16 protein-coding genes are annotated in these 18,035 nt (G+C 65.8%); 8 read left to right on the top strand and 8 right to left on the bottom strand.

Going from position 1 to position 18,035, the window contains the following annotated elements; genetic code table 11:
• The first annotated feature begins 24 nt into the window (after positions 1-24).
• The 3 genes from folE to ACX40Y_RS16395 are packed head-to-tail and all read left to right on the top strand — an operon-like array spanning position 25 to position 1,773.
• On the top strand, positions 25-645 hold the full coding sequence (gene folE / locus ACX40Y_RS16405) for a GTP cyclohydrolase I FolE (RefSeq protein WP_459120640.1): 621 nt from the start codon (positions 25-27) through the stop codon (positions 643-645).
• Entirely contained in the window at positions 645-1,415 is a 771-nt protein-coding gene (locus ACX40Y_RS16400) for an SDR family oxidoreductase (protein ID WP_459120639.1), read from the top strand. Before folE ends, ACX40Y_RS16400 begins: the two co-directional genes overlap by 1 nt.
• Positions 1,408-1,773, top strand: coding sequence for a dihydroneopterin aldolase (locus ACX40Y_RS16395; RefSeq protein ID WP_459120638.1), 366 nt, complete (start codon positions 1,408-1,410; stop codon positions 1,771-1,773). The genes ACX40Y_RS16400 and ACX40Y_RS16395 overlap by 8 nt, the downstream gene beginning before the upstream one ends.
• Here ACX40Y_RS16395 and ACX40Y_RS16390 read toward each other — a convergent pair.
• The gene (locus tag ACX40Y_RS16390) at positions 1,742-1,936 is read right to left on the bottom strand and encodes a hypothetical protein (RefSeq protein WP_459120673.1); all 195 of its coding nucleotides are present in this window, start codon (positions 1,934-1,936) and stop codon (positions 1,742-1,744) included. The genes ACX40Y_RS16395 and ACX40Y_RS16390 overlap by 32 nt on opposite strands.
• On the opposite strand from ACX40Y_RS16390, the gene ACX40Y_RS16385 reads away from it, so the two are divergent.
• On the top strand, positions 1,881-3,650 hold the full coding sequence (locus ACX40Y_RS16385; protein WP_459120637.1) for a methyl-accepting chemotaxis protein: 1,770 nt from the start codon (positions 1,881-1,883) through the stop codon (positions 3,648-3,650). The genes ACX40Y_RS16390 and ACX40Y_RS16385 overlap by 56 nt on opposite strands.
• 49 nt (positions 3,651-3,699) lie before the next feature.
• Here ACX40Y_RS16385 and leuA read toward each other — a convergent pair whose 3' ends face one another.
• Together leuA and ACX40Y_RS16375 are read right to left on the bottom strand one after the other, a co-directional pair.
• A complete protein-coding gene (gene leuA / locus ACX40Y_RS16380; protein WP_459120636.1) occupies positions 3,700-5,358 on the bottom strand; it encodes a 2-isopropylmalate synthase in 1,659 nt (552 codons plus the stop codon).
• Positions 5,359-5,568: 210 nt separating this feature from the next.
• A complete protein-coding gene (locus tag ACX40Y_RS16375; RefSeq protein WP_459120635.1) occupies positions 5,569-5,727 on the bottom strand; it encodes a hypothetical protein in 159 nt (52 codons plus the stop codon).
• Between the two features lie 334 nt (positions 5,728-6,061).
• On the opposite strand from ACX40Y_RS16375, the gene ACX40Y_RS16370 reads away from it, so the two are divergent.
• Complete coding sequence (locus tag ACX40Y_RS16370; RefSeq protein WP_459120634.1) at positions 6,062-6,319, top strand: SWIB/MDM2 domain-containing protein; 258 nt, start codon at positions 6,062-6,064, stop codon at positions 6,317-6,319.
• Between the two features lie 132 nt (positions 6,320-6,451).
• Here ACX40Y_RS16370 and ACX40Y_RS16365 read toward each other — a convergent pair whose 3' ends face one another.
• Both ACX40Y_RS16365 and ACX40Y_RS16360 read right to left on the bottom strand, forming a co-directional pair.
• On the bottom strand, positions 6,452-7,252 hold the full coding sequence (locus ACX40Y_RS16365) for a universal stress protein (RefSeq protein ID WP_459120633.1): 801 nt from the start codon (positions 7,250-7,252) through the stop codon (positions 6,452-6,454).
• A gap of 78 nt (positions 7,253-7,330) precedes the next feature.
• Entirely contained in the window at positions 7,331-8,065 is a 735-nt protein-coding gene (locus ACX40Y_RS16360) for a Crp/Fnr family transcriptional regulator (RefSeq protein WP_459120632.1), read from the bottom strand.
• A gap of 179 nt (positions 8,066-8,244) precedes the next feature.
• Between ACX40Y_RS16360 and ACX40Y_RS16355 the strand changes: the two genes are divergently transcribed.
• Positions 8,245-8,919 carry an OmpW/AlkL family protein gene (locus ACX40Y_RS16355; RefSeq protein ID WP_459120631.1) on the top strand — a complete coding sequence of 225 codons (675 nt, stop codon included), beginning with the start codon at positions 8,245-8,247 and terminating at the stop codon, positions 8,917-8,919.
• Between the two features lie 150 nt (positions 8,920-9,069).
• On the top strand, positions 9,070-10,245 hold the full coding sequence (locus ACX40Y_RS16350) for a hypothetical protein (protein ID WP_459120630.1): 1,176 nt from the start codon (positions 9,070-9,072) through the stop codon (positions 10,243-10,245).
• A 23-nt stretch (positions 10,246-10,268) separates the two neighbouring features.
• Here the strand turns inward: ACX40Y_RS16350 and ACX40Y_RS16345 are convergent, their stop codons facing one another.
• Complete coding sequence (locus tag ACX40Y_RS16345; RefSeq protein ID WP_459120629.1) at positions 10,269-12,014, bottom strand: tannase/feruloyl esterase family alpha/beta hydrolase; 1,746 nt, start codon at positions 12,012-12,014, stop codon at positions 10,269-10,271.
• A gap of 32 nt (positions 12,015-12,046) precedes the next feature.
• Positions 12,047-14,287: a TonB-dependent receptor gene (locus ACX40Y_RS16340; protein WP_459120628.1), complete on the bottom strand. Its 2,241-nt coding sequence runs from the start codon at positions 14,285-14,287 to the stop codon at positions 12,047-12,049.
• A 242-nt stretch (positions 14,288-14,529) separates the two neighbouring features.
• Between ACX40Y_RS16340 and ACX40Y_RS16335 the strand changes: the two genes are divergently transcribed.
• Positions 14,530-16,116 (top strand): alpha-N-arabinofuranosidase, encoded by a 1,587-nt coding sequence (locus ACX40Y_RS16335; protein ID WP_459120627.1) that lies wholly within the window; start codon positions 14,530-14,532, stop codon positions 16,114-16,116.
• Positions 16,117-16,130: 14 nt separating this feature from the next.
• On the opposite strand, the gene ACX40Y_RS16330 is transcribed toward ACX40Y_RS16335, so the two are convergent.
• Complete coding sequence (locus ACX40Y_RS16330; protein ID WP_459120671.1) at positions 16,131-18,020, bottom strand: NPCBM/NEW2 domain-containing protein; 1,890 nt, start codon at positions 18,018-18,020, stop codon at positions 16,131-16,133.
• Positions 18,021-18,035 lie beyond the last annotated feature (15 nt).

The following is an 18,035-nucleotide window of genomic DNA, read 5'->3' as shown; positions in this document are numbered from 1 at the left end:
CGAACCTGACGAGAAAGGAAAATAATGCACGACGCCCATGACGAACCCGAGGACGGCGACATCGTCGCGCCGCCGCCGAAGCTCCCGGTTCCCGAAGAGGTCGCCGACGCGATCCGTACGCTGATCCGCTGGGCGGGCGACGATCCCACGCGCGAAGGCCTGCTCGATACCCCGCAGCGGGTGGCACGGGCCTGGAAGGAATATTGCAGCGGCTATGACGACGACCCCGCACGTCACCTCGGCCGCGTTTTCGAGGAAGTCGGCGGCTATGACGAGATTGTGTTGCTGAAGGACATTCCCTTTCAGTCACATTGCGAGCACCACATGGCGCCGATTACCGGCAAGGCATCGATCGCCTATCTGCCGAAGAACCATGTTGTCGGAATCTCGAAACTTGCCCGCGTGCTTCACGCCTTCGCTCGCCGCCTGCAGGTGCAGGAACGGCTCACGGCGGAGGTCGCCGACTGCATCTGGAATCATCTGCACCCGGTGGGCGTCGCGGTGGTGATCGAGGCGCAGCATGGCTGCATGACCGCGCGAGGCGTACGCACGCCGGGCGTGGGCATGGTGACCAGCCGGATGATGGGCGTGTTCCGCGAAGACGAGCGCAGCCGGGCCGAAGTTCTGAAGCTGATGGGATATTGATGCCGAGCCGCGTCCTTGTAACGGGTGGCGCCCGCCGCATCGGTGCCGCGATCGCGCGCCATCTGGTCGGGCGCGGCTGGGCCGTTGCCATCCACCACCACCACTCCCCCGAGGACGCGGAGGCACTGGCGGAGGCGCTGCGCGCGGACGGGGCCATGGTGACCGTCCTCAGCGGCGAACTCGCCGACATGGGCACAGCAGCGACGCTGGTCGCGGACGCGCGTGCTGCGCTGGGAGGGCCGCTCACGGCCGTCGTCAACAACGCTTCGCTGTTTCAGTATGACCAGGCGTCGAGCGACGATCGGGCGCTGCTCGATCGGCACATGCACGTCAATCTGGCGGCACCGGTCGCGCTCGCCGTCGCACTCGCGGCGCAGGCCGACCTGGATGATGGCGCGGTCGTCAACCTGCTCGACCAGAAGGTCGGCAATCTCAACCCGGATTTCTTCAGCTATACCTGCTCGAAACTGGCGCTTGCCGGCGCGACAGAGATGCTCGCCCGGTCGCTCGCGCCGCGCGTTCGGGTGAACGCCGTCTCGCCGGGGCTGACGCTGCCCAGTCTCGACCAGACGGACGAGGAGTTCGAGCGCACAGGCCGCCAGAATTTGCTCCAGCGCCATGTCGACCCCGGCGACATTGCCGCTGCTGTCGCCCATCTGCTCGAAAGCCGGTCGATCACCGGGCAAAACCTCTTTGTCGACTGCGGTCAGCGCTTCCTCGCCCGCGACGGCGACGTCATGTTCGAAGGGCGGAGTCGGCCCGATGCCTGACTATACGATCCGGCTCGAGGCGCTGACGATCCCGATCGGCCTCGGCATCCATCCGGAAGAACGCGCGGCGCCGCAGCGCGTCCGCATCGACGTCAGCATGATCTGCAGCTATCCCGCCCGGCCGGAGGACCGGATCGACGCCGTCGTCGATTATGACCGACTGCGCGAGGGCATTCACGAACTCGTTGCCGGCCGGCATTTCGAGCTTCAGGAAACGCTGTGCGAGGAGATTTCGGCGCTGGCGATGCGCGATCCTCGCGTCCGTTCGGTCATCGTTCGAACGACCAAGCCGGACATCTACCCGGATGCCGGCATCGGATGCGAGATTATACGTAGCCGAGCGAGACCAGCACAATAAACCATGTCTCGGGCGCCGCGCCCGCCTCCCCCGCGCTATAATTCCAGGGGGCCTCCGGCAGGAGGTTCGTTCTTGGAAGCTGCGTGCCTGGCGCCAGGGGAAGTTTGATGTCGATTGCCAGTTTTGTCCGCAACAGCGCTCTTGCGATGATGGCAATGCTCATCGTCGGCGGCCTGCTGGCGGCATGGCGCCTCGACAGGATCCGCATGGGCGGCGAGATGCAGCTGCGCCAGGAGATGAACGCCGAACTGATCGCCGACATCCTGCCCCCGCCCGAATATATCATCGAGCCGTTCCTCGAGGCCACGCTGATCGCGCGTGATCCCGGCGCGGCCGGTCCGCATGAAACCCGTCTCGAATCGCTGCGCCGCCAGTATCTCGAACGCAACCGCTATTGGCAGACAGCGTCCGTCGACGAAGCATTGCGAAAGCAGTTGCTGCAACAGGCCCATCCCGCTGCCGAACGATTCTGGAACGAGCTGGAGACCGGCTTCCTGCCGGCAATCCGGCGCGGCGACACGGCGGCTGCACAGGCGAGCTACGCGAAGCTCGGCGAAGCCTATGCCGCGCACCGCGCCGCCGTCGACAAGCTGGTTGCGATGACCACCGCCGAGCAGCAGCGTGTTGAAGCCGAGAGCGGCGGTGAGTTCTATCTGGCGATCAGTATCGTCCTCGTCCTCGGCCTGATCGTCGCTGCGCAGGCGCTGCACTTCTACATCACCATGTACCGTCGGGTGCTCGAACCGGTTGGAACGCTGTCGCGGCTCACCGACCGGCTCGCGCGTGGCGAAACCGCGGCCATCCCCTATCAGGATCGCAAGGACGAAGTCGGCAGCATCGCCCAGGGGCTTGAACATTACCGCTCCGCCGCCGCCAAGCGCATCGAGACCGATGCGAAAAAGCTGGAGGAGCAGCGCGAGGTTACCGAAGTGCTGGGCAATGGCCTGCTCGCGCTTCGCGAGGGCGATCTGACGCGAACGATCGACCGCCAGTTCCCCGCCGAATATGAAGTGCTGCGCCACAACATCAACGAAGCGATCGCCTCGCTTCGCAACCGGGTGCAACTGGTCAGCGAAAGCTCCGAGAACATCCGCACCACCTCGCTCGAGGTTGCGCACGGCTCCGAAGACCTCGCGCACCGCACCGAAAAGAGCGCAGCCAATCTCGCCCAGGCGACCGAGGCGCTTCAGAAGATCGAGGAGCGGCTACGCGCGACGATGATCGCCGCGGACAACACCGTGAAGCGCGCCAGCGAGGCGACCAGCGCGCTGCGCGACGGCCGCGGCACCACCGCACGTGCCGTCGAGGCGATGGACCGTGCGAGCGGCAGCGCCAAGAACATCGACGGCGTGATCGAGGGGCTGGACAAGATCGCATTCCAGACTCGCGTTCTGGCAATGAATGCCGCCGTCGAGGCCGGGCGCGCGGGCGAGGCCGGTCGCGGCTTCATGGTCGTCGCCGACCTAGTCGCCGCGCTCGCGCTGCGCGCCGAGGATCAGGCCAAGCAGGCGCGCGACATGCTGAGTGAAACCCAGGCCGACATCCTTCAGGCCGCCGATGCCGTCCATCACACCGACACGGCGCTCGACACGATTTCGGGCGATGTCGAGGCGGTTCATAATCTGATCGAGGCGATCGATCACGACAATCACGCCCAGTCCGCTGCCGTGACGCAGGTCGCGACCGCGATGAAGGCGATGGATCTGGTGACGCAGCAGAACGCCGCGATGGTGGAGGAAACCTCGGCGGCGATCCGCAACCTCTCCGGCGAGGTCACCTCGCTTGCCGAGCGTGCCGGCGCCTTCCGCTTCGAACGCACCGGCACCGTGGCAGCCGCACCGGTCGTCAGCCAGCGACGCGGCGCGACCGTTCACTGATTGCGGACGCCCGCACCGGGCGCGAACGGCCCGGCGCGGCGCGCTGCCTTCAGGCGCGGTTCGCGGCGCTGAGCACCGCACGGACCGATGCCGTCGCGATATCGGCATCGATGCCCACGCCGAACACCGTCCGCCCATCCTCGGTGCGGCATTCGACATAAGCCGCAGCCTGCGCGTTGGTGCCGACGCCGATCGCGTGTTCGCTATAGTCGACAACATCCAGCCCCGGCCCTGTAGAACTGGCAAGCGCATCGACGACGCCCGAAATCAGGCCGTTGCCGCGGCCGGAAATCGATCGTTCCGCACCGTCCACCGAAATCCGCCCGACGAATACGCGGCTGCCGGCGGCCCCCGTCTCCTCATAATCGACCAGCGCGATGCGGTCGTTCGCGCTCGGGAGATAGACCTTCTCGAACAATGCCCATATGTCGGCAGCTTCGAGCTCACGGCTGGTCTCGTCGGCCAGCGTCTGAACTTCTTTCGAAAATTCGGCCTGCATCCGCTTCGGTAGCTTCAGCCCTTTGTCCTGCTCGATCACCCAGGCAACGCCGCCCTTGCCTGATTGCGAATTGACGCGGATCACCGCCTCATAGTCGCGGCCCAGATCCTTGGGATCGATCGGCAGATAGGGGACTTCCCAGAAATCGTCGTTGCGCACGGCCTGCGCAGCAAAGCCCTTCTTGATCGCGTCCTGGTGGCTGCCCGAAAAGGCCGTGAACACCAGTTCGCCGGCATAGGGATGGCGCGGATGGACCGGCAACTGGTTGCAATATTCGACCGTGCGGATCACCTCGTCGATGTCCGAAAAGTCGAGCCCGGGATCGACGCCCTGCGTGTAGAGATTGAGCGCCAGCGTCACCAGGTCGACATTGCCGGTCCGCTCGCCATTGCCGAACAGGCAGCCCTCGACGCGATCCGCACCCGCAAGCAGCCCGAGTTCGGACGCGGCGACACCTGTGCCGCGATCATTGTGCGTGTGGAGGCTGATCACCACGCTTTCGCGGTCGCGAATGTTGCGGCAGAACCATTCGATCTGATCGGCATAGACATTGGGCGTCGCCGCCTCCACCGTGGCAGGCAGGTTCAGGATCAGGGGCTTTTCCGGCGTCGGGCGCAGGATATCCATGACCGCTTCGCAGACCTCGACCGAGAAATCGAGTTCGGCGGTGGAAAAGGTTTCCGGGCTATATTCGAAATGCCAATCGGTGTCGGGCTGCTTGGCCGCCTCATCGCGCAGCACCTTCGCCCCCTCGATCGCGATCTGCCGAACCTCGTCGCGCGCCATGTTGAACACGATGCGACGCCACACAGGCGAAACCGCATTGTAGAGATGGACGATCGCACGCTTGGCGCCCTTGAGCGACTGGAAGCTGGTTTCGATGAGGTCACGGCGCGACTGGGTCAGTACCTGGATGGTCACGTCGTCCGGTACATTGCCCTCGCGGACCAGGCCGGCGATGAAGTCGAACTCGGTGGCGCCGGCGCTCGGGAAGCCGACTTCGATCTCCTTGACGCCCACCTTTACCAGCAGGTCGAAGAAGCGCCGCTTCTTCTCCGCGTTCATCGGGTCGATCAGTGCCTGGTTGCCGTCGCGCATGTCGGTCGACAGCCAACGCGGCGCGCGGGTGATGGTACGGCCGGGCCATTGCCGGTCGGGCAGGTCGACCTGGGGGAACGGACGGTATTTGACGCTCGGATCGCGCAACATGACGGGGTTCTTTCGATTGCTCGCGCCGCGCCTAGCGCAGCGGCAGTGCCTTAAGGAAGCTCAGTTTGCCCTTAGGGGACGACGCGCAGGTGCGAACCCGGCCCCTAAGGGCGGATAAGTCGCAGGGTAAGAAGCGTCGCAATCGTCACGGCGCCGTATTGCCGCAGGACGATCGGCTTGTCCAGCCAGCGCATGTGACCGCGCATGACCCTATTCGGCGGCGTTGCGGTCGGCGGCATCTGCAGCGTCCGCGTCGTCCGGGGTGGGCGTTGGTGCCGGTGTGGCGACGATCTCCGCCATCGGCGGCGGATCGGAATAGTTGGTGGTCTCGCCCCCGCCGCAGCCGCCGAGGATGAGCAACCCAGCCACAGCACTCATCAGCCGCCACGCCCTTCGCATTCAAACTCCCCTTCGTTCGATCGGCGCTGTTTCGGCCGTCCAGCGCCGTGATGCAAGGGCCCCGGGGGCCACGAACTGTTGCAACCACGCACCACCGCGCCGCCAGAGCGGCTCGGCTCGACGAGGAAATTCCACCTCCGCGCTGGACAGAAGCCGTTTCGCACGATCAAAGGCGATCAGGGACGTGCATCGGCGCACGAACCGCAGTACATCGTCTGTCGCGACAAGGGGGAGGAAGCCTCTCAAGCCCGAGGCGCTGACGAAGGAAAAGCCCGCGAACGGGCACGAACAGGAGTAGAATATCATGGCCGAAACCAAGGCACGCGGCGGTATCGCAAAACCGGTCACCCCTTCGCCCGAACTGGCGAAGATCGTGGGCACGAGTGACCTGCCCCGCAGCGAGATCGTCAGCAAGGTCTGGGAGTACATCAAGAAGCACAACCTCCAGAACCCTGAAAACAAGCGTGAAATTCTGGCCGACGACACGCTGAAGCCGATCTTCGGCACGGACAAGGTGACGATGTTCGAGATGAACAAGCACCTCGCCAAGCACGTCAAGTGATCTGACCGGTCCGCCGCATTGCATTGCGGCCGAACGAAACGGGGCGGGCATCCAGCGATTCCCGCCCCGTTGCTTTTCCGGCATTGCCCGTGATCGGTACCCGTCCCGATCGATTCGATGGCGGTGCCGCGATCAATGCGCCAGGAACAGCGGCACCGGGCATTCGTCGAGCATCCGCCGGGTGACGCCGCCGAACGCAGCCTGGAGAAAGCGGCTGTGGCCGAAGCCGCCCATCACCAGATAATCGCCCCGCTGCCGCTGCACCTCCGCAAGCAGGACCGCACTGGCAATGTCGCGCGCGGATTCGACGCACAGGATCGGCCTTATGCCGTGCCGCGACAGATATTCGGCCGCGTCGGCGGGCGGGGTACGCAGCGATCCGTCGTCGACGGCGAGGATCGTGACCGTTCCGGCATGTTTCAGCAACGGTACCGCGGCCTGAAGGGCCGCTTCGGCCTGTCGAGAACCGTCCCAGGCCACCAGGGTATGGCCATAGAGGTTGAAACCCCGTGCGCTCGTCGGCACGGCGACGATGGGCTTGCCCGTCTTGATGATCGTATCGCCGACGAGCCGGCGCATGTCGGGATAGCCGACATCGTCGAAATTGCGATTGAGCACCACCAGATCGGCGAGCGCAGTGGCATCGCGCAGGCAGGGACTGGCGAAGCCAGTATCGTCCACCCAATCATAGGGGACTTCCTCCACCCGCAGCCGAGCTTCCATGCGCTCGCGATTGACCGCCTCACGCGCCTGCTCATCGGCCATCAGCGCAGCGGATCCGCCCATTTCAGCATAGTCGCCGACAAATTCCGGCACGATCGCAATATCGACGCAGCGAAGGTGCCCATCGAGCCCCTTCGCGATATCGAGTGCAGCCTGGAAACGTGATTCCTGGCCAACATCATCATGCATCATGACGAGGATATTCTTCATCACCCATCTCCTGTCGGAAACACAATTTAACCGTCAGGCAGGACTAGGTGGAGATGACGAACGGTAACATTGTGTTAGTTACTGATACCCGGCAGCAATTCGTTCGAGCGCCGCCCGGTCGCGAATTTCGACGCTGCGCAGATCCGGCAACGCCACGATTCCGCTCCGTTTCATCGCCGTCATCTTGCGACTGACCGTCTCGATCGTGAGGCCCAGCAATTCGGCCATCTGCTGGCGTGTCAGCGGCAACGGCACACGCGCACCGTCCACCGGGCCCGCCCGCGCCGCGAATTCGAGCAACAAGCTGGCGACGCGCTCTCCGGCGCTCATCCGGCCGAGCAGAAGCATCCAGCGTCGCATATGATCGAGTTCGTCATAGGCGCGCGCGAGCAGCGCCTCGCCGATCGCGGGATAGGCGCGGACCATGTTCGCCAGCGCCGTGCGCGGGAAGGTGCAGAGCTCGGCCTCGGTCAGCGCGGTGACGCAGTGCGTCGACGGCCGCTCGTCGATCGCGCCGACGAAATCCCCGGGAAAAGCGAGTCCGAGCATCTGCTCGCGGCCGTCCTCCAGCGATGCGGCCAGCTTGACGAGCCCGCCATGCAGGATGCCGACATGATCGGCGACATCGCCTTGCCAGATCAGCGCCTCCCCCCGGCGCAGCATCCGCTTGCGGCCGATCTGATTGAGCGCGTCGAGCGCGGGCGGCTCGAGTCCGCCGCACAGTGCCGTCATTCGGACGCCGCACGTCGCGCAGCGTGCAGGAACCGTCCATTCCGCTGCGCCGATCTGCATCTGATCGTGATCCCTGTACATCAATCGCCTCCCGCACGCGGCATGCCGCGCACAGGCGAATGCTGTCGCTACGTATTGATCCGAAGCAAAGACCGGAGCCGGCCTGTGAACATTACCTAGTCGGCTGGTTGCGCCCGATCAAAACCGCGGCGCGGCGGAAAGCGTACCCGGTGCCTCGTCGAAAACGAGGAGAACATCACATGCGTACTTCGCTTCTTGTCGGTCTGGCAGCCGCCGGCCTGCTGGCGTCGACCGCGAGCGCGCAGGCACAGGACGATACCGGGATCGCGGCAGGCGACTGGCTGGTCCGCCTGCGCGGCATCGTCGTCGCCCCGAATGAATCGTCCGGCGGCATCCAGCCCGGCATCCCCACCGGCAAGGTCGGCGTTGGCGATGCGGTGATGCCGGAAGTCGATTTCACTTACATGGCGACCGACCATATCGGCGCCGAGCTGATCGTCTCCAGTACCCGCCACGACATCACCGGGCGCGAAGCGATTTCCGGCCTGGGCACGGTGGGCCACACCTGGGTCCTGCCGCCGACGCTGACGCTGCAATATCACTTCATGCCGAAGGCGGCGGTGCGCCCCTATGTCGGTGCGGGCGTCAACTACACCACCTTCTATTCGTCGAAGACCAGCGATTCGCTGAACACCGCGCTGGGCAAGACCGAATTGTCGCTGAAGGACAGCTTTGGCTACGCGCTTCAGGCCGGCGTCGATATCGACATCAACAAGAAGTTCTTTCTGAACCTCGACGTCAAATATATCGATATGGACACCACGGCGCGCCTGACGACGGGCAACACGGTCAACAGGACCAGCGTCCACATCGATCCGCTGGTGTTCGGCTTCGGCATCGGCACCCGCTTCTGAAGCAATCGTCCCCAAGGCCGCGGGGCGTGACGGGGAGTCGTCGGCTAGGGCCGGCGGCTCCCCTTTTGCGTCTTCTTCACCGCGAGGCAGATATCCGATTGTCAGCGGCGGATCGCGCTGGCACGTTCAAGCATCACAGGCCACCCCGACGTGCAGGAGAGCGCCCGGATGCTGTCGCCCGCGATGATCGAAGCGACCGGATTTCGCCGGAGCGTCGCCCCTAAACGCGCGCTCGAACTGGCGGACTCGCTGGAGCGCGCCCTGCTCGAACGCGGCTGGCCGACGGGGCTTGTTCTCGGTTCCGAAACCGATCTTGCCCGCGAACATGGATCGACGCCCCAGGCCATGCGCCAGGCGTTACGCGTCCTCGAAGGGCGCGATCTCGCCCATGTCCAGCGCGGCGCATCGGGCGGCCTCGTACTGCATCAGCCGTCGCTTGCGCAGACCGGACGGCTGATGGCGCTTCATCTGGTTGCACACGGGGTTCCCGCCGGGCAGGTCGCCGAGGCCGGAGCCCTGCTGAGAAACAAGCTGGGCCGCACGCACGACACTGCCGGCGCACGACGCTTCGCCGCGGCCCTGCTCGATCAGATCGACGCCGCATCGAACGCGGGCGACCGCGCCCCGGCGCACGCCAGCCGCGACAGCCGCGCGCTCCAGATTGCGCGGCAGATTCTGGAACAGCATGAGCGGGCGGATGCCGAGATCGGCACGATCGACCAGTTGATCGAGGCGCACGCCGCCTGCCGTCCGATCATCGTTCAGGCGCTGCGCATCCTCGAAAATCTCGGCATGGCGGCGGCGGTGCGCGGGCGGGGTGGCGGCTTCAGGCGAATTGCGCCGCCGCCCTGCGCATTGGTGCGCGCCACCCTGCCCCATTTCATTGCGCACGATATCGACCCGGCACTCTGTGGGCGGCTGATCGAGGCGATCAACGAAATCCATGCCGAACGCGCCGCGCTGCGCGAGCATGACGCGGCGACGCTGCGCGCGCTGGTGGCCGAGGTCCGCGTCGAGGACATGATGCGCGGCGAGGTTGCCGCGCAGGTCGCCGTGCTGCGCCATATCGCCGGCTCGGCTGATTGCGCCGTGCTCCACATGCTGGTCCGCTGCCTCTGGTATTATTGCTATCACCGGATGACGCAGCAACCACCGCCCCTGCCCTTCATACCGGCGGAGCAAGCGCGCGCGATCGTCGACGCGCTACGCGAGATGGCGGAGGCGGTGATCGCCGGCGATGCGGGGGCCGCCGCCGAGGCGATGGCGCAATGCAGCGCGCTGGGCCGGCCGCCCTCGCCGCCCGGCCCGCGCCGCGGGCGGGGCTGAGCGGCGAGCCCGCCCGAGCGCGATCAGCCTGGCATGCGACACTCGAAGCTGTCGGCCGATTCGACATCTCCGCTGCCCTTGTAGCGAAGCACCGTCGGATAGGCGCAGACCGGCCGCGTGCGTCCCGGCCAGGGCGAGGCAGGGTTGGCGCGACCGATCAGCCGGTCCGGCGCCTCACCACGCTCGACCCAGGCGACCAGCGCGTCGAAACTGTCGATCCCGTCAGTGGCTGGACCACCGGCGCAATGACCCATGCCGGGCACCGGAAATACGCGGACCGTATCGGCCGCCCTGCCGCCGGCGCGATCATCGACCTCGCGCCACCATGCGATCGTATCCTCAACCGAGAAGACCGGATCGGAAACGCCATGCGGAACGATCATCTTGCCGCCACGCCGTCGGAACGCATCAAGATCGGGCGAACGCGCGCCGATATCCTGCCACGCAGAGCGCGTGAAGGCGCCGCCGGTCGCATAGATTTTGCCGGCATCACGATCGAAATCGAACCTCATCGCGAAATCGAGCCCGCCCTGCGGCCCCGGCGCCACGCGAGTGGGCGGCGTGGTGAAGATCATCGCGAGCGAAGGCGCCCCCATCAGCACATTGAGCGCCGGAACGCGTCCGTCGGCCGAGCCCATCTTCCAGATCCGCCAGCCCATGTCCGACCAGCCGGCATCCCAGGGAAAGCTGGCATAGAGCGGCTTGCCGCTGCTGTCGCGAACCCCGTCATGGATGCGGACCAGCGCGTCGACCTGCGCCGTCGACAGGCAGCCGGCCTGTTTTTCGCCGGTGCAAAGCGACTGACGGAGCACCGGCAGCACCCGCGCCGACGTGCAACTGCCCGGCGTGCCGATGATGCCGTCGACAAGGCCGTCATCGACGTCGCACGCCTTCAGCACCGCGCCGCTCACCAGTTTCAGATCGGCGTCGCTAAAGGCACTCGCCAACCCGGGCACCGTGACCGGACGCGGCGCTGCCGAGGCGATGCTCTGCGTATCCCACGCCTCCGCCACCGCCGCGCGCGGCAGCGACATGCCCGGCGCAGCCGCCACGATGCCGTCGAACAATGCGGGATAGCGCTGTGCCAGCATCATCCCTTCCTGCCCGCCCTTCGAACAGCCGACGAAATAGCTGCGCGCCGGATCGCGGCCGTAAAAGTCCGAAACCAGCTGTCGGGCGGCCTTCACCACCACCGGCAGCGATGCGCCGCCATAATCGGCGCGTGCCTGCGGATCGAAGCCGAAAGCGGACGGGCCGCCCCGCTCGGGCGCGGCGTTCACGGCATTGTCGTGCCCCGAATCCTGCGACAGCACCGCGTAACCCTTTGCAAGCGCGGGAGCGCCCGGTCCGGTCATGCCCAGCGCATCGCCCAGCTCGCCATTGGTGCCGCCGCCGCCCTGCATGTAGAAGCGGCCGTTCCATTCGGCCGGCAGCCGCAGGTGGAAACGGATCGCATAGGCCTGGCCGTCGATGCCGGTGCGCTGCTTCATTGTCCCGATCACTTCGCAGTGGGCGGGAAGCTGAGGCGGCGGGCCTGGCGGCGGGCCCATCGGGTTGGGCGGCAGCTGCGCGGGACCGGCTTCGCGATAGACGGCGGAAAGCGGCGTCGCGCCCTCCCCCTGCCCCGCCATGATGCGCCCGGCCAGCGCCGTGCAGCGCGCCGCCGCGTCGGCCTGCCCGGCGCTCGATGCCGTGTCGGAGCCGTCACGAATGCAGGCCGTCGGCGCCAGCAACGCGATGCACGCAGCGGAACGAAGAAAACGATTCATACCCATCTCCCAAAAACGATCCCGGCTCGCGTTCAAAACCGCACGAGCGCCCGCACGCCATATTCACGCGGCGCGCCATAGAATTCATTGTTGCCCGATTGCCCGCTGACATAGCGGGAATTGGCGAGGTTCATGCCATAGGCCTCGATCGACCAGTTCCCGAGGCCAAGCGTCAGCTGCGCTGAAAGCAGCCCGCGCCCGCGCAGATAATCGAGAGTCGGCGTATAGAGCAGGTTGGTCCAGCGCGGGCCGACATAGGCATAGTTGAGCCGTGGCGTCAGCGTCCTCGTCCCGCCCAGCGCGAAGTCGTACTGGACGCCGGCATTGTAACTCCAGCGCGGCGAGAACAGATTGTCGCCGCCGCCCGCCGTTGTCAGATAGGGCGTATAGTCGAAACAGACGGGCGGGTTCGATGCGGTGCCGGCGGGGCATTGCGGGCCATATTGGGCGAGCGCCGGCAGCGTGCGGGTGTTGACCAGCGTCACCGCGTCGAGCTTCGAATCGACATAAGCGATGCCGCCATCGACCGAGAACCCGCCGCTGCGCGCCTGAAGCTGCAGCTCGATGCCCTTGATCGTCGCGTTCGAGATGTTGAACACGCCCGACTGGCCGGAGGCGGGATCGCGCCCGTCGAACTGGAAGTTGCGATACTTCATGTAGAATCCGCCCAGCTGGGCACGAACATGATCGTCGAGGAACGCCGTTTTCACCCCGACTTCGTAATCCCATACCGTTTCCGGATCGAACTCGGACGTGGCGGAATTGATGCCGCCCGGCTTGTAGCCGCGGGCGACAAAGGCATAGACCATCGTGTCGGCATCGGCATTCCAGTTGAGCCCGATCTTGCCGGTGACACGGCCATCCTCATGCGCGCCGACCAGATCGGCGACGGTGAGGCCATCGGGGCCGAAGATCGGCGTGCCCGCGCCGATCACCACCGCGCCCTTCTGTTCCGCCCGGAAATGCGAATAGCGGACGCCGACCTGCGCCTCCAGCCCTTGGGCGATCTCGTAATTGCCCTGTGCGAACACGCCCCAGGTGATCTTGTCCTGCTTCTGGTCGATATCGGTGGGATCGGTGACGACGCCGCTACGCGCCTCGATGTCCACGTCCACCTTGTTGCGCTGGTAATAGCCGCCCAGGATCCAATCGAATGCGCCGTCCGTTGGCGAGATCAGGTTGATTTCCTGGCTCCACTGCCGCTCGCGCACGAACTGGTCCTGCGTCTGATCGGCGAGACGGCTGCCGTCGGTATCGTAGAGATTATTGATGCGCTTGTTGGTATAGCCGCTCACCGATCGCAGCACGGTGCCGCCGGCGAATTCGTAGCGCAGCTCCAGGCTGGCGAGGAACGCCCGCTCATGGTTGAGCGTCGGCGCGTTGTACGTCAGGTCGCGAATATCGTCCTGGCGATCGGCGGCGAATTCGGTGCCGGCGATTGGCCGATAGGCATAGCCGCCGGTCTGCCGGTCGACCCATTCGACCTTGCCCAGCGCGCGGAAATCGCCCGGCGACCACATCACGCCGAACCGTCCGGCCTTTTCGTTCAGCCGATCAGGCTTGTTGTCGTAAGGCCCGAGATCTTCGTAATAGCTGTCGCGCCGGCGAAAATTGCCCGACGCGCGCACCGCGAGGTCACCCGTCACCGGCAGGTTGATTGCGCCCTGCCCGGTCACTTCATCGTAACTGCCATAGCTGGCCTGGGCATAGCCTTCGATGCGATCGGTCGACGGGTTGCGCGTGTTGATGAAGATCGCCCCGCCCGTCGAATTGGACCCCACCAGCGTCCCCTGCGGCCCGCGCAGCACCTCGATATTCTGAATGTCGTAGAAGCTGCTCATGGTGAGGATCGGCGGCTGGAAGACCCCGTCGATATAGGTCGCGACGCCATTCGCCACCGCCGGTGACCCGCTGGCAATGCCGATGCCGCGAATGTTCACCGATTGCGTCAGCCCCTGATCGGTGATCGACAGCGACGGCGCGGCGAATTGCAGATCGGCCAGCCGCGCCACGCCCTTGTCCTCCAGCGCATCGCCGGACAGCGCGGTCGCGGCGATCGGCACGCTCTGAAGATTCTCTGCCCGGCGCTGCGCGGTGACGACGATTTCCTCCCAAGCCTGCTGCTCGCGCGACGATGGCGCCGCGGGCGCGTCTGCCGCCGGTGCCGACTCAGCCGGCGCCGCTTGCGGTTCGTTCGATTGGGCGTGCGCGATCCACGGCGTGCCCCCCAGTGCGCATATTGCCGCCGCAGTCGCCCATTGCGTCGCTTTCATCGCCTTTTCCTCCCCTGATAGTCGATCCGCGCGGGTTGCTCCTGCCTGCCGGTCGACGTTTCGATTATGTTATGGCTTATGCCATTTGTTCGCGCAAAAAGAGTCACCGGATTGATGCCCCTCAAGCTGCCGTTTGCGGGGGTTTCTTGACCATCGCTTTTGTCGGACTATTATCACCGGCAAGCCGGCGTGGCCGCACGCAAGACGCGTCATCGGGCCATGCCGCCGTTGGAGGGGAAAACATGAACCGACTGTCCTGCGCTACCGCAGTGTCGCTGCTCGCCTTGGCTGCGCCTGCCGCATTTGCCCAGACGGGCAGCGGCGCGCCGATCACGATCGCCGCCGATCCGGCGAAGACCGGCAGCCGGATCGATCGCAACATCTTCGGCCAGTTTGCCGAACATCTGGGTGCCGGCATCTATGGCGGCGTCTGGGTGGGCAAGGACTCGTCGATCCCCAATGTCCGGGGCATCCGCAAGGACGTCGTCGCCGCGCTCAAGGCGATCCACGTGCCGAACGTGCGTTGGCCGGGCGGCTGCTTCGCCGACGAATATCACTGGCGCGACGGTGTCGGCCCGGTCAGCCAGCGCGCGAGCAGCGTCAACACCAACTGGGGTGGCGCCGGCGAGCCCAACACCTTCGGCACTGACGAGTTCATGGACTTTGCCGACCAGATCGGGGCCGAGGCCTATATCTCGGTCAATGTCGGCTCGGGCACGGTGCAGGAGGCGGCGGACTGGATCGCCTATATGACCGCAGATCCGTCGACCACGGCGGGCAAGGCACGCGCGGCGAACGGCCACCCGGCGCCGTACAAGGTGAAATATCTCGGCCTGGGCAACGAAAGCTGGGGCTGTGGCGGATCGATGCGGCCGGACTATTATGTCGATCTGATGAAGCGCTTCGCCCGCTTTGTCCACAATCTGAACCCCGCCCAAACCGGCGACCAGGCGATGCAGCGGATCGCGGTGGGTCCGAACGACAACGACACCGCCTATACCGAAGCGGTGATGAAGGCGTGGAAGGGCCATGACTGGGCCTGGAACATCGAGGGCCTATCGCTCCATTCCTACACCACGGCAGGCTGGCCGCCCTCCTATCCCAGCGTCGGCTTCGACGAGACCGGCTATGCCAAGCTGGTGAAGGCGACGCTGGCGATGGACGACATCATCGCCAAGCATTCGGCGATCATGGACCGCTATGATCCGGACAAGAAGATCCCCCTCGTCATCGACGAATGGGGCGTGTGGCTGGCCCCGCTGCCGGGCAGCAATCCGGGCTTCCTGTCACAGCAGAACTCGCTGCGCGACGGCATCATCGCCGCGCTCAACGTCAACATCTTCGCGCGCCATGCCGATCGCGTTCGGATGACCAACATCGCCCAGATGGTGAACGTGCTCCAGGCGATGATCCTGACCGACGGGCCGAAGATGGTGCTGACGCCCACCTATCACGTCTTCAAAATGTACCTGCCGTTCCAGGACGCGACGCTGGTGCCGGTGCAGTTCGATGCGGGCACCTATCAGCATGGCGACGAGACGTTGCCGCGCGTCGATGCGGTCGCGGCGCGCGGCGCCGACGGCAAGCTGTGGCTGGCGATGACCAATGTCGATCCCAACCGCCCCGCGCGGATCGAGGCGCGCTTCGCCGGCCTGAAGATCAAATCCGCATCCGGCGAGGTGCTGACGGGTGCCAAGGTCGATTCGGTCAACAGCTTCGACGCGCCGGAAACCGTCGTACCGCGCCCGTTCGCGGGCAAGGCGTCGAACAGCGGGGTAAGCTTCGAGTTGCCGGCGAAGTCGGTCGCGGTCGTCCAGCTTGCATCCTAGCCGCAAAGGGGGGCTCAGCGCAGCAGCGCTGCGTCCCCCCAGACCACGGGATCGGAAAAGCGCATCGGCTTGGGCGTGCGCGCGACGAGCTCGATCAGCTTGACGCCACGCACATCGGCGCTGAGCGCGGCCGGCGCCTCGCCGAACCGCATCGGCCGGGACTGCGCCAGCAGCTTGCCGTCGCCATAGACGGCAAACGTCACCGGCTGGCTGCGGTCGCGCGCGGAATCGTCGACGCCAACCTGCGCGGTGAAGCGGGCATGACCGGCATTGCGCACCTCCAGCCGCGAATTGGCGAGCACGCCGATCCCGCTCTCAAAGCGCGTGCCGGCGACGCCCAGGTCGCCGCCATAGGGCGCACGATCGGGCTGCGCGCCGCCCCAGCCGCCATAGCGCGGCGGCTCGCCCGATCCGCGCGTGCTGCGCCAGGGCAGGATTGCGCGGTGGATCAGCGGTTCGGGCTCGGGGACGGTCACGCCGTCCACCGCCGGATTGACGCTGCCCGGCTGCTCCGAAAGATACATCCCGTCCGCAAGGCGACGCGAGCCGCGCGCGACGAAGACCAGGGTCTCGCGCGGCGCCAGCTTGAAGCGCTGTTCGCCGTGAAACCGGCTCTCGGCCCCGCTCCACAAATCAGTCAGCGCGACATCGGCGCTATCGAGATATTTGAGCTGCGCCGCCGTGAGCACCGCATCGACCGGCGCCGAGGTGCGGTTGAGGATTGCCACCGCCTTTTCGCCACTGGCCAGCGTCTTCACGAAGATATCGACATCATCGGAATCGAACGCCAGCACCGCCTGATTGCCCGCCGGATCCTGGTTGAGCGCGATGATCCGCTGGTTGCCCAAGATGTCGAGCAGCGCCGGGGTCGCCTTGCGCAGATCATAGCCGATCATCAGCGGGGCGTTGAGCATCGCCCAAAGCGAGAAATGCGAGCGCGCCTCGGTCAGGTGCTCGGCATCGAATTCGCCCGACCCGACGAACAGCATGTCCGGGTCATTCCACGAGCCGGGATGCGCGTAGAATGGCCGCCGCGCCGCGCTGTCGAGATTGTGGAGCATCCTGCTCCAGTTGGCGGAAATGTCTTCGCTGGTGCGCGAGATGCCGCCGACATCCTTGGCCCAGGCGCGGACATCGGCCGCGCCCCAGATGCAGATCGAGAAGATGAAATCGTTGTCAGGGTTCCATTTCTCCAGCGCGGCACCGACCTGCTCGTACAGCCCGCGCACCGCCGTAACATCAGTGCGACCGAGCGAGTCGACATCGACCAGCGGCGGAAAGGCGCGATACTGGCCCGACTTCACCTTGGGATCGCTCGCCGGCAGCCCGCGGATGCCGCAGCCATCGACCTTGATCAGATCGAAACCCCATTCGGCGAAATAGAGCCGGATGTCCTGATCGACATGGCCATACAGGCCCACCTCGCGTTCGGCGACGCTGCCCTCGGGCTGGTTGGGAAAGGTCGAGGTGAACACCTGCCCGCACGAATTGCGCCCGATGTCCGAATAGATACCCGCCTTCAGCCCCATCGCGTGCAGCCGATCGGTAAGCGGGCGGAAGCTGGTGGTGCCATCGGCCATCGCCGCCGAGGGGAAGGTCTTGGTGCGGATCACCATCCGCCCGTCGGGCTGGCGCCGCTTGAGCCACCAGCCATCGTCGATGTCGATATAGCGATAACCCTTGGCGGCGAGGCCGGTGTCGACGATCACCTGCGCGGAGGCGAGCAGCTTTTCCTCGTCGATATCGCTGGTGAAGGCGTTCCAGCTGTTCCACCCCATCGGCGGGAGCGCGGCGGCGCCGCGCGTATAGGCGGTCCAGCGCCCCTGCGGCGCCAGCGGGTCCGCCGTCTGGGCGGCGGCCGGCAATGCAAGCGCGAGCGCAGCGGCGCCCGCCGCTGTCGCCATCCAGTGGCGGCGCAC

Source organism: Sphingomonas sp. RS6, assembly GCF_054489705.1.
Note: the sequence above shows the minus strand (reverse complement) of the source record. Positions and strands in the feature narration are given on the sequence as shown.